General features: G+C 43.4%; 11 protein-coding genes. 3 read left to right on the top strand and 8 right to left on the bottom strand.

What is annotated here, in order from left to right; translation table 11 throughout:
• Nucleotides 1-109: 109 nt before the first annotated feature.
• Both CCS90_RS05385 and iadA read right to left on the bottom strand, forming a co-directional pair.
• Nucleotides 110-928, bottom strand: a complete 819-nt coding sequence (locus CCS90_RS05385) for a cyanophycinase (protein WP_099018454.1) — start codon at nt 926-928, stop codon at nt 110-112.
• Between the two features lie 25 nt (nt 929-953).
• A complete protein-coding gene (gene iadA / locus CCS90_RS05380; RefSeq protein WP_099018757.1) occupies nt 954-2,123 on the bottom strand; it encodes a beta-aspartyl-peptidase in 1,170 nt (389 codons plus the stop codon).
• Between the two features lie 264 nt (nt 2,124-2,387).
• Here iadA and rimI point away from each other — a divergent pair, with 264 nt between their 5' ends.
• Complete coding sequence (gene rimI, locus CCS90_RS05375; RefSeq protein ID WP_162846818.1) at nt 2,388-2,864, top strand: ribosomal protein S18-alanine N-acetyltransferase; 477 nt, start codon at nt 2,388-2,390, stop codon at nt 2,862-2,864.
• Nucleotides 2,865-2,915: 51 nt separating this feature from the next.
• Here rimI and CCS90_RS05370 read toward each other — a convergent pair whose 3' ends face one another.
• From CCS90_RS05370 to rsmG, 5 genes are all read right to left on the bottom strand, one after another.
• A complete protein-coding gene (locus CCS90_RS05370) occupies nt 2,916-5,999 on the bottom strand; it encodes an Ig-like domain-containing protein (RefSeq protein WP_099018452.1) in 3,084 nt (1,027 codons plus the stop codon).
• A 263-nt stretch (nt 6,000-6,262) separates the two neighbouring features.
• Nucleotides 6,263-8,011, bottom strand: coding sequence for a phosphoenolpyruvate carboxykinase (GTP) (locus tag CCS90_RS05365; protein WP_099018451.1), 1,749 nt, complete (start codon nt 8,009-8,011; stop codon nt 6,263-6,265).
• Nucleotides 8,012-8,129: 118 nt separating this feature from the next.
• A complete protein-coding gene (locus CCS90_RS05360) occupies nt 8,130-9,050 on the bottom strand; it encodes a ParB/RepB/Spo0J family partition protein (protein WP_246027013.1) in 921 nt (306 codons plus the stop codon).
• Nucleotides 9,043-9,813: a ParA family protein gene (locus tag CCS90_RS05355; RefSeq protein WP_099018755.1), complete on the bottom strand. Its 771-nt coding sequence runs from the start codon at nt 9,811-9,813 to the stop codon at nt 9,043-9,045. Before CCS90_RS05355 ends, CCS90_RS05360 begins: the two co-directional genes overlap by 8 nt.
• The gene (rsmG, locus tag CCS90_RS05350; protein WP_180236494.1) at nt 9,803-10,444 is read right to left on the bottom strand and encodes a 16S rRNA (guanine(527)-N(7))-methyltransferase RsmG; all 642 of its coding nucleotides are present in this window, start codon (nt 10,442-10,444) and stop codon (nt 9,803-9,805) included. The genes CCS90_RS05355 and rsmG overlap by 11 nt, the downstream gene beginning before the upstream one ends.
• Nucleotides 10,445-10,583: 139 nt before the next feature.
• Here rsmG and CCS90_RS05345 point away from each other — a divergent pair, with 139 nt between their 5' ends.
• Both CCS90_RS05345 and CCS90_RS05340 read left to right on the top strand, forming a co-directional pair.
• Nucleotides 10,584-11,222, top strand: coding sequence for a protein-L-isoaspartate O-methyltransferase family protein (locus CCS90_RS05345; RefSeq protein WP_099018449.1), 639 nt, complete (start codon nt 10,584-10,586; stop codon nt 11,220-11,222).
• 5 nt (nt 11,223-11,227) lie between these two features.
• Nucleotides 11,228-12,580: a TolC family outer membrane protein gene (locus CCS90_RS05340; protein WP_099018448.1), complete on the top strand. Its 1,353-nt coding sequence runs from the start codon at nt 11,228-11,230 to the stop codon at nt 12,578-12,580.
• On the opposite strand, the gene CCS90_RS05335 is transcribed toward CCS90_RS05340, so the two are convergent.
• Nucleotides 12,574-12,903: a PilZ domain-containing protein gene (locus tag CCS90_RS05335; protein ID WP_099018447.1), complete on the bottom strand. Its 330-nt coding sequence runs from the start codon at nt 12,901-12,903 to the stop codon at nt 12,574-12,576. The genes CCS90_RS05340 and CCS90_RS05335 overlap by 7 nt on opposite strands.
• Nucleotides 12,904-12,923: the final 20 nt, after the last annotated feature.

Genomic DNA, 12,923 nt, shown 5'->3' with positions numbered 1-12,923 from the left:
GCCTCTTGGTTTTTTTTAATTAATGTTGTTGGTTTTTGCCCTTCCTTGTGCCGTCGTTATTTTTTTAATTCTTATGAATTTATATCACATTCCATCATTGAACTAACGATTATCTCTCTGGTGGATAAGCAATCCGTTCATTGATGTCAAATTTAGCCCCTTTGGCCAGTACGTGAAGTTTCATACCAATTAAGGTAATGGCATCGCGGTGCCTGGCATCTGACATCGAGGAATGTGACAAATCAGCAGGGTCAACCACTGTGATGGCGCCAGAACCAACCACTTCTAATACCCCATCGGGTGAAATAAAGGCAGCCGTGTCTTCATCAATGCCCAATCCCGAAACGAAAGGGTTATAAGACAGTGCTGCCATCAAACGACCAATTCTGCCACGTTGTCGGAAATGTTGATCAATAATCACTTTATTGGTTAAGCCAAGTCCAGGTGCCATCACCGCACCATTTTCATGCGGTGTTGGGCCAGATTGGCCACCAGCGATCATGTGTTCAGACATGATCGCGGCTCCCGCTGAGGTTCCCGCCACATGAACACCTGACGCATTCAAGGAACGAATCAATTTAGCCACCGGTGTGCCACCCAGTATGGTAGATAAGCGCAATTGATTGCCGCCAGTGATGAAAATACCAGTGGCATTCGACAATGAATCTTGAATCTCTTGGTTGAAACAATCTTCTCGTTCATTGACCGGTATGTACTTGGATGAAGCTCCCATTGATTCAAATATATCTACATACCTCGGTCCAGTGTCCTCAAGTTCTGAGGCCGTTGGAATGACCAATATTTTGGCTGATTCTTGGCCTGAGAGTTCACAAAATCTTTTTAAGATCACCCGGTCTCTTAATTTCTTTTCTGCACCGCCGATGGGAATAACCCATCCTCTTTTGCCTTTGTTTGGGGTTTGATTCATATGCTTATAATTCCATGTTTTTACTTTATTTGTTGGTTTCAAAACCACCGTAAATCAGGGTTTGGTGGTTTTTCCTGTGCCATTGGCCCATGGCCATAACATCTTGAATTTGGTGTTCAGTATCCAAAATCACCAAATCAGCATCCAGGCCAACTTTGACCTGTCCTTTTGTATTTAAGCGCAGCAATTTCGCCACGTTACTGGTGAATGCAGGCAAAACTTGATCTGTAGCCAAGCCTGCATCCAATAATTCTTTCAGTGTTTCACTCAAGGCCAAATTGCGCCCAAAATCCATATGCAACAACTCACCTTGTGCATCAAAATGAGGCAAACAACCACCACCATCTGAAGAAATGGTGAATTTGTCTGGTGGAAACCCATTGGCTTTGAATTGCTTGAAGGCATCGGCCGCAGTCAATCCATCTTCATCTTCAGCCACAGGAAAAGCGGTGACATCGATGTAACAACCTAAACGAGTTAATTGACAGGCTTGATCAAACAAAACTTTTTTCCTGTTGCAATGAGTTGGGTTCAAAACCCTGGCGGGTATTTCAGTTTGTTGCAACAAGTCATTGATTAAGTCCATGCCTCGATCGCCATCACCCAAGTGAAAATGCACGATGCCCGCTTTACCAGTCATCAACCCAGCCACATGTGCATCACCGGCAATGCGTGCCACTTCATCAAAAGTCGGCTGACTGGAGCGGTGATCTGAAATCGCCAATTCACCCACTCCCAAAATGGGTTCAATATGAACAATGTCACTTTTGACCGAACCGGTTAATGTCGTCAAAGGAATGTGATAACCGCCGGTATAACAATAAGCACTTAATCCAGATTCGCGCAAAGCATAAACTTGTGCCACCAATGAAGATGTGCTGCGGGTTAAATCATCGGTGCCTAACAAGCCCACCACAGTGGTTACACCGGCTTGGGTGTATTCACTTAAATGTACAGCAGGTACTTTACTGCTGAATCCTGTTTCACCACCACCACCGGTGATATGTGCATGTCCATCAATGAGTCCAGGAATTAATTTTTTACCTGCATAATCTTGATCAGTTGTTAACAAGCTCGGTTCGATGTGCGGCACTTCATGGCTGATGGCAACCACTTTGCCTGCGGCCACCAAAACATGGCAATTACCCAAATCTTCTGGTGCATAAACATGCACATTTCTTAATAGATGTATCATTGGCCCTTGATTAAATTTATGGCTTAAACATGACAACAACATGCAGCGTTGAAATGACCTGGTTGTTTATTCATCAAATTATAAAAACTTGAAGTCAAAGTGGCCTATTCTCAATGAGAATGCCAGACAATGTATGGTACATCATTGTTTTTTTGATGACCACAGCTTGACCCATTTAATCCGTAAATCAGTTCAATAAATCACCAGCTTTCAACAAAACCACTCCAGTGTATAATTTAACCCATTTTAATAATTTGCCGTTCATTGAAAAACACCCTTATTTACAGCAAAATCACAGCCATAGATTGGCCACAAATCATTGAGATTGAACAACAGGTCTACCCCAATCCATGGCCATTGAAAATCATGCAAGATTGTGTGGCCGCAGGTTACCAATGCATCAAAGGTACGTTGGCAACAAATCCTGATGAAATCGTTTGTTATGCCTTTATGATGGTGGGCTTTGAAGAAACCAATCTATTAAACATCAGCGTCAATCCACAATACCAAAGACAGTCTCTGGCCAGCCAAATGCTGCACCGATTGATGTTGGTCAGTCGCATCAACCAAGCCAAACAAATGTGGTTAGAGGTGAGGGAAAGTAATCTGGCTGCCATCCGCCTGTATGAAAAACATGGATTTAATTCAATTGGTAAGCGCAGGAACTACTACATTTACACCACCGTTGAAGGTCGAAAGGTCAAGGAACACGCCATCGTGATGGCCGCCAAGATTCAATAAAAAAGCCCGTGAAATCACCCGGGCTTTTTTGCATCAAAATGTTACTTGTTGTTATTCAAAACCATGGCTGAAAATCAAATCATTGTCTTCTTGAACAAATATAACAAAGCCATCGTGGTCACTGGACCTGACGGAAGTGTTGTTGGACTCAAGGTCAATATTGGCATCGGCCTGACCACGTACAAACTGGAAACCCGTCATATTCATCAAACCGATGTCATTCATGATGGCATTATCCAAAATTTGTGCAATACCACTGAATACAAAGGAATACTGGTCTTCAGCCACCAAGGTTTGAACCGCTTGTGTCAATGGCGCATTGACAAATAAGGGCTCGTCCCACAGCAAATTGTCCGCAGCGATGGCTTGTCCGGTAATTTGACCCACCACGTCAACATAACCATCAGTGAATTGAAAGGCATTGAAATCACCAATCACATACAAACCAACCAACGGATCTTCGGTCAGAATAACATCGATCATGGCGGCCACTGAATTGGCTTGTTGCAGCCTTTTACTGCGAACCCGTTCACCGTCTGACGCACTGTCTATGCTACCTCTGGATCGCATATGAACCACCAAAACATTCAAATCCAGCGTTCCACCATTGCTTAAGTCAGCCGTGGCTTTTAATCGCAATGGCGGACGATCATGTAACAAAGAACTGTCAAATGTGTTTATTTCAGCGGCGCCATATTGAGTAATCACTACATTGCTTAACAGCGCAGCTTGATACAAATAAGCCACATCAATGCCACCACGGTCATTGCCATCAATTAAACTCGCCGTATAAGTCGGGCCACCTTCTGCGGATATGGCGGTAATCAACTCATTCAATACATTCAAATTTTCAACTTCTTGTAAACCAATCAGCGTCGGCGATTTAAGGTCATTGACTACATATTTGGCTAACTTAACCAAGCGATTGGCATACACGGCCGGATCTTCAATTTGGTCATCGTCCTCTTCACCTGGATCGTCTATCGGGTCAAAGAACCGGTATAAATTGGCTGAACCAATGGTCACCTCATCGGCCACAGCATCGCGTACCGGTTTTGGTATGACATTTTCTTCAATCACAATCAATTCCGAAGGTTGTAATTCATAATCACCAAAACCATAACTGATGACTCCCTTGGCTGATATTTTTGTGCCTGCTGCCAGGGTTTGGAAAGGCAGTGTCAAGGCCTCAACACTCATTTCAATCAACTCAGGGTTGCCATCAAACTCAGGTAAACCTGGATAGGCCAAAGAATCAGGGTATTCAATTCCTGGTTCACGCATCGCACGCTGACTGCCTGCATTGACCACTATATCATTGATATCACTGCCGAAAAATCCTGCGGATGCAGCACTGACCACACCTGCTGGCATGTCAAATAACATGCCTTCAAAACACTCATAACCCAATGATTCAATGCCGCAAGGAAACACCGTTGGATCAGTGTATGGGAAATTGGCATCCAAAATGATGGCGGCCGGTAAGGGTTGGTTCGAAGCATCTACGGTCAACACATAGCTACCTGGGTTGGTGAATTCGGTTAAATCAAAAAACTCCTCAATGTCACCGGTTAAGTCAACCTGGTCACCTACAGATACCGCAGGCGCGCCGCCGGTAAATACATAAATACCACTGGATGTCAGTGGGTTACTGTCATTGCGAGCATCAGGTGTTTGCATATAAAACCCATTGCTGTCCAATGCAGTCACAATGTTGTCTAAGGTGGTTACTGTGCTTAAATGGTAAGGGGAAGCCAAGCCATCACCTTGAATGTCAAAAATTTCTACCACGGGATAACCGACCATAAAGGATATCACCACATCAGCAACCATGTTGTCTTGGGTCAAGTCATTGTCAAAAATTTCAGCCGCCAGCAACGTCAAGTCACAAGTTTCAAGGTCAATCAGGTTGCTGTCAGGATCGATGGTCATCACAGCCACATCATCCACTTGAACACCTGACAATGACACTGCGCCAGATTGACTACAAACCAAAGTTGCTGCATTGGCCGTGGCATCAATGGATTCTGAAAAATTAACGATTAAATTATCATCAATTTGTAAACCCACTGAACCGTCAGTTGGATCAGTTGAACTGACCTCAGGTGCCGTATCAGGAACAGCAGTAAAGCTGAATACATAGTCACCGCCTGCATTGCCATCTCTGTCACCATCCAATTGATTGAAAGTGCCATCACGGTCATTGATGACTGATGCATCTAAGGTCACTGTACAAACATCAGTTGAAATGAAATCACTGGTGGCTAAATCTATCGATGACACATCAAACATTTCACCAAAAATTTGGATGCCGCTTTGGGTGCAGTCTACCGTCACTGCGTTGACGCCTACATCCACGGCTTCACTGAAAGTAATTTGTATGTTTGAGTTCAATTCAACATCAATTGCTTGGTCAGCTGGGTTGGTTGCTAGCACCACTGGCAACGTATCGACGCCAGTGTCGTCACCAGTTAAGAGCAGTTGATCAAACCCAAATTCTTCTGAACCAGCATCGACACTGACCGAAACCAACAAATCTATGGTGTAACCCGTCGTTGGAATGGTGAAACCATAACTGGCCATGGCTGGTATCATTTCAAGCAAAGGCTCATCCGCTACCCCATTACAATCGGCATCCAAACCAAATGGTTCATTGAAATCGTCACCATTGTCCTGGTAAGCAAAACAAACACCATCGGTATAGGTGTCATTGCCAGATCCGTCAATACGGTATTGAATTTTCACAAAATCTGCGGCGTCATAGTTGGTAGCACCGGGTCCATTGCCTGCTCCAAACAACCCACTGAAAGCCAAGTTGTTATAAGCATTGATGTTGATGTCTTCAAACAAAAGGGTCTGCGGCGTCATGCCATTGCCGCCATTGTCATTGACATCTTCAGCGGCCCAAAAGTAACTGCCTTGGTAATTACTGTAGGGGGCGGTGGTGTTGCTGATATCACTGCCATCAGTTCGATTCCAGTGGTCACTGCCGCCATCATTAAACGGGGTTGAAGCGATGTATCGACTGCCATTGCCATCGGTCTCAAACCCTTCGAGTAATAAATCAACTGCCTGAGCCGAGCTGATCATGCCTGTTAGCAACAATGCCGTTAAGTGTTTGTTTGTTGTTTTCATAATATGTGCCTAAATTGCCTCTTTTTTTCATCAGTAAAGACGTTCGAAACTCCAGGCCCATTTGACCATGTCATAAGGAATCAGTGATTGAATGTCTAGGTGTGCTTATATTTAAGCAATAATTTTATCATTGCTTTGTGACAGAATGGTTGTATTTGTCACAATAAAGCGCCCAATGACATGAATTATTGAAAAAATACCAGCGGCCACAAAAAAAGCCCTGAATATCAGGGCTTTTTAAATTTGAAAGTTGTTGGTGTCGATCAACTTAACTGATCATCAATCTCTTTCAACTCTCGGAACAACTCGCCAGGAACACGGCTGCCATAATTCCTTAAAAACCCTTCCACAGAAGTGACTTCGTCTTTCCAAGCGCTTTTATCCACTTTTAACAACTCATCCAAAACCGATAAATCCATACCTAAGTCTTTGGTATTGATGTCTTGACTGGATGGCAATAAACCAATGGCTGTTTCATTGGCGCCTAATTGATTATCACAACGACCAATGATCCACTCTAAAACACGCATGTTTTCACCAAAACCAGGCCACATGAATTGACCTTTTTCATCTTTTCTGAACCAATTGACGGTGAATACTTTAGGTAATTTATTGGCTTGGTTTTTCATCCCAACCCAATGTCCCCAGTAATCGCCAAAGTGATAACCACAAAATGGTTTCATTGCCATTGGGTCGCGTCTGACCACACCCACAGCGCCGGTCGCTGCTGCAGTGGTTTCAGAAGCCACAGTGGCACCCATCAAAACACCGTGATCCCAACTTCTGGCTTCGGTCACCAATGGCACCAAACTGGCTCTGCGGCCACCAAATATAATGGCATCAATCGGCACGCCAGTGGCGGATTCAGATTCTGCTGAATAACTTGGACATCGTTTGGCTGATACAGTAAATCTAGAATTAGGGTGTGCTGCTGGACCATTGGCTGGATCATATGGTCTGCCTTGCCAATCCGTTTGGGGCGTGCGGTCATCCAAACCTTCCCACCAAGGTTGACCGTCTGCTGTTTCTGCAACATTGGTGAATATAGTGTCTTGGTATAACATCGCCAAAGCATTGGGATTGGTTTCTTTGGCAGTTCCAGGTGCCACGCCGAAAAATCCGGCTTCAGGGTTAATCGCCCACAAGCGACCATCTTCACCCGGTCTCATCCAACAAATGTCATCACCGACGGTGCTGATTTCCCAACCATCTTTCAGGTAACCTTCTGGTGGAATCAACATCGCCAAATTGGTTTTACCGCAAGCTGATGGGAAGGCAGCGGCCACATAATGTTGTTTACCTGCGGGTGTCTTGATACCCAAAATCAACATATGCTCAGCCAACCAACCTTCGGTTTTGGCTTGATAGGAAGCAATCCTTAAAGCATGGCATTTCTTACCCAATAAAGCATTGCCACCATAACCTGAACCAAAGCTTTTGATGCTCAGCTCTTCTGGAAAATGCATGATAAAACGGCGATTGGGATCCAATTCACCGGTTGAGTGCAATCCTTTGACAAAGCCACCCTCTTGTTCAATCCGCGACAATGCAGCCTGACCCATTCTGGTCATCAAGCGCATATTTTGCACCACATAAGCACTGTCAGTGATCTCAACACCACATCGAGCAATCGGTGAATCAATAGGTCCCATGCAATAAGGAATGACATACATGGTTCTGCCTTTCATACAGCCAGCAAATAAAGCATCAATCTTATCGTGCGCTGCCGCTGGATCCATCCAATGGTTGTTAGGCCCTGCATCCACTTCTTTTTGGGTGCAGATAAACGTCAAGTGTTCAACCCGTGCAACATCTTGTGAATCAGATAAATGCAAGTAGCAATTGGGATGGGTTTCAGAATTGAGCTGTTTATAACTGCCATCATCTAACAGCATTTGATTGAATTTCTGATCTTCAGCTTCACTGCCATCACACCAATAGATTTGATCGGGTTGGGTGAGTTCAGCAACTTGTTTAACCCAGTCGGCTAAGGCTTGGTTCGTTGTGCTCATGCGAATTTTATCCAAGAGAAAAATTGGTGGCAAACCTTAACCTTTCAACCCGATAAAATCAAGCAAAACAGCCAATCAAAAGGTATTTTTTAGTAAAAAATTAAACGCTCGTTTAAATTCACTTGATGCGATTTAAAATACCGTCCAATTCATCAGATCCGTGGTAATGAATGACCAACTTTCCATTGCCTTTGCTGCTGTGCTGAATTTCAACTTGAGCACATAATTTTTCAGTCAATTGCTGCTCCAAATGTCGAATGTCTGCAGACTTGGCTTCGGTTTTGGGTTTTTGTTTTACAGGATTCTTCAGAGACTTCACCAATGCCTCTGCTTGTCTAACTGACATCTTTTTGGCAATGATTTCATTGGCCGCCACCAATTGTTGCTGTGCTTCTAAAGACAACAGACAACGTGCGTGACCCATTTCCAACAAGCCATCATTCAACATGGCTTTGACTTGTTTGGTCAACTCCAGCAATCGCAATAAATTACTGACAGCCACCCTTGAACGACCAACCGCTTCAGCCGCTTCAGCATGGGTGATACTGAATTCATCAATCAACCTTTGTAAAGCCATCGCCTCTTCCAGTGGGTTGAGGTCTTCTCTTTGAATGTTTTCAATCAACGCCATGGCAATGGTTTGTCGGTCATCAACCTGCTTAACCAATACAGGCACTTCAGACAACCGTGCCAACTGGGCAGCACGCCAACGCCTCTCGCCGGCGATGATTTCATATTGATTGTTGGTTAATTTCCTGACCACAATCGGTTGCACAATGCCTTGTGCTTTGATTGAATCCGCCAATTCTTGTAATTTGGCTTGGTCCATAATACTTCTGGGCTGATATTGACCGGGTTGTAGTTGCTCAATACCTAAGTTTTGTAACTCACTGGTTTCAGCTGATCCAGCCTCAGTAGCTTGGCTGGAATTGCGGCTGCCAAGCAATGCATCCAAGCCTCGCCCTAAACCACTTTTTCGTGCCATTTTTTTGCTGACTTTTTTCTTACTGAGTTTTTTCTTGGTCATCTTTTCAGGCATGATTCCTCCTTAGTAATTCACTGGCCAAACCTTTGTATGCAACCGCACCTCTGGACAACTGATCGTATTCAATGGCTGATTGACCAAAACTGGGCGCTTCGGCCACTTTCACATTTCGTGGGACCACAGTCATGAATACTTTTGAACCAAAATGCTCGCTGATTTGGGCGGCCACATCATTGGCCAAATTATTCCGTCCATCAAACATGGTTCGCAACAAGCCTTCAATCTCCAATTCTGGATTGACTGTTTGCTTGACCCGTTCAATGGTGTCCAACAATGAAGTCAAACCCTCCAGGGCATAATATTCACATTGCATAGGTATCAAAACACTGTGAGCAGCCGTTAATGCATTGATGGTTAATATACTGAGTGATGGTGGACAATCAATTAAGATGAAGTCGTAATTTTCAACCACCGGCAACAATTGCTGTTTCAGAATTGTTTGTGGGTCTTCATATTCCATCATTTGAAGCTCTGCGGCAGTCAGGTTGGTGTTTGAACCAATCACATCCAACAATTCCGTTTTGATGATGGCGTCTTTTGCTTCACACTCATCCATCAATAACTCACAGGCAGAAACCGTTAAATTTCTAGAGTCGGTGCCACATGCCATGGTCGCATTGCCTTGCGGATCAAGGTCTATCAACAAAACTTTTTTTCCTAATTGAGCCAATCCCACCGCCAAATTAACTGTGGTTGTGGTTTTGCCCACTCCGCCTTTTTGGTTAGCAACTGCAATGATTTTGTTTTTAATTTTCATGGGTTTTTTCAAATTGGTATAACTTTCTTTCAACGTCTAAAAAAGGCACTTTGATTTCCCACAAAGCGGTCTGCTTGAAAGGCAATCCTGATTTCAGAGTCTCTGTTTTTGGCCCCTTCATGGCCAAATACTGGCATTTGATGCCACCTAAATGGGCTGTCACCTGCAAAAACTGATTCAACTCTGAAAAAGCACGTGATGTTACCACATCAAATTTTTCTTCTGGAAAATAATTTTCCACCCGTTGATGAACTATTTCGGTGTTTACCAAGCCCAACTCACGTTTAACTTGTCGCATGAAACGTGCCTTTTTACCTACGGCATCTAACAACACCAAATGTTTTTCAGGGAACATGATGGCTAAAATAAACCCAGGTATGCCGCCACCAGTACCTACATCAATGATACGCTGGCCTTGATAATGGTTCGCCACTGCCAGTGCATCCAAGGCATGGTGGGTAACCATTTGACCCAGTTCATCTATAGAAGTCATGTTGTATGCTTTGTTCCATTTTTGTAACAACAACAGGTACGCCATAATAATCGGTGCATTTTCAGTGGGCAAAGCGAGTTGTTCCATACCTGAAATCAGTCTATTTGTTTGTAACTTTATTAATTTGGCTTCGTTCATTGATGAAAGTATCATAAAATGTGACTTTTAACCCATGATATGAAGTTTTATATCCGTAAGCTAATATTAAGATAACCTTCGGGTTGTTCATTCAAGGATATGATCATCACATCATAACAAAAAAGGCGAATTAAAAAACATGAATTTTGATAAAGCAAGACACAATATGGTAACGCAACAAGTGCGTTCTTGGGACGTGATCAACAAAGACATTTTGAATGCCATGCTATTGGTTCAAAGAGAAGAATTTGTGCAAGTTCCTCAACGTAAACTGGCTTTCGCAGATTTGGCCCTACCCATTGGTCACAATCAAAGCATGATGAAACCTGTGGTAGAAGGTCGCATGTTACAAGCGTTGGATTTAAACCCTTCACAACTGGTGTTGGAAGTAGGTACTGGCAGTGCCTATGTGACGGCACTGATCAGCCGACTGGTGAACTATGTCCATTCAATTGACATCATTGAAGACTTCACCCAAACCGCAAAACAAAAACTCAAAGAAAATCAAATCGAAAATGTGACTTGCGAAACCGCAGATTTTTATCAATTTAACCCACAACAAAAATACGATCGGGTCATCATCACCGGTGCATTAGATGAAGTACCAGCAGCCGTCTTTGATTGGTTAAATCCTGATGGCCAAGTATTTGCCATCATTGGTGACGAACCCATCATGGAAGCCAGAATGTATCAATCGGCTGCAGTCTATACATCACATTTCGACACAATGGTTGGCAAACTTATAAAAGCCGATCAACAACCTACATTTAAACTCTAAAAATTATGAAAAAATTATTCCTATTAAGCACCTTAGTTGCTGGAACCGCAGTGGCAGAAGACTTGGTTGACGTTCTCAATGTAGCACTTGAAAGAGATCCCCAACTGAAAGCGGCTCAATACAATCAGCAAGCTTCACTTGAAAGCAAAAAACAAGCCATGGCAAATTTCTTGCCGCAAGTATCAGGCTCTTGGTCAAAGTCTGAGTCTGACTCCAAAACCACTTACAGTGACGGTACCGTCAGCAACCCTGATAAATCTGAATCTGATGGATGGACCTTGTCGTTAAATCAATCCGTTTACGACCATGCCAACTTCATTGGTTTACGTCAAGCTGATTTACGAAAAGCCAGAGGCATGGCGCAATACGATGTGGCTCAACAAGAATTTTTAATCAGGTTGGCGCAAAGTTATTTTGATGTCTTAACCAATATTGATGCTGTTAAATTTGCTGAGTCTGAAGAAAAGGCCATTCAACGCCAATTAGATCAAGCAGAACAACGCTATGAAGTTGGTTTGGCTGCCATCACCGATGTACATGAAGCTCGTGCACAATACGATGGTTCTAGAGCCAGCGTGATCAATGCGAAAAACTTGTTAGATGACACCAAAGAAGCCCTGTATGAAATAACCCAGACCTATTATGCCAGCTTAAATTCATTGCCTGATAACATTGAACAAGTCAACTTATCAGAAAATGACATCAAAGCATGGGAAATCTTGGCTTTATCAAACAACCCAGATTTGGGTGTGGCTAAAATCGATGCCGAATTGGCTGAATATACGGTTAAACAACAACAATCTGGCCACTTTCCAACCGTGGATTTGTCAGCCAACTTATCGACCAATAATTCCAAAGGCAGTTCATTTCTGCAGCCGCAAGCTGATGGTACAGTGGTCTTAAGAGAATTTCCTGACAGTGAAAGAGATTCAAATTCCATTTCCTTGAATGTCAGCGTGCCTATTTTCTCTGGTGGCAGAACCTCTTCATTGACACGCCAAGCCAGACTTGAATACAAAGCCGCCATGGAAAACTTAGACCAAACCACGTTTTCGACTGTGAGGAATGTCAGAAATGCAGTGCACAATGTTGAAGCAGGCTGGAGCTCTGTTCAAGCCAGGCAACTGGCAGTTGTCTCAGCAAAAAGCGCCGAGGAAGCCACAGCAGCAGGGTTTGAAGTAGGCACCAGAAACATCGTTGAAGTACTCAATTCACAAAGAAGCTTATACCAAGCGCAAAGAGATTATTCACGAGCCAAACACGATTACCTGTTAAATATATTGAGACTGAAAAGAGCCGCAGGCGTTTTACAACAAGAAGACATTGTAAACGTCAATGCCATGTTAACAGTTCAGTGATCTATTTGATCAATGATGTCATTGAGGGTTTGATTGTCTTGCCCTGATATATCAATGATTTGAAAGCCCCCAAATGTCAGACCACTGGTTTGGGGGTCAGACCATATACATTCTGCACCCACTGACAAAGACACTTGCGGATTGACTTCCAAGATCAAGTTCAGCTGAAAGATCATACCAGCACTGTACTTTTCCCTTCCGGCCAACAAAAAACCTCCCGCAGACACATCAATAATTTTACCCAATACCTTGCCATTGATTTGGTTAACTACGATAGAACCATCTGGTGGATTGACTCTTTTATTTATTCTTTTTTCGGTCATTTATTTTTCCATATCTCTGA

The organism is Marinicella litoralis, from assembly GCF_002591915.1.
GTDB lineage: Bacteria > Pseudomonadota > Gammaproteobacteria > Xanthomonadales > Marinicellaceae > Marinicella > Marinicella litoralis.
This window is presented reverse-complemented; position numbering and strand designations above follow the sequence as displayed.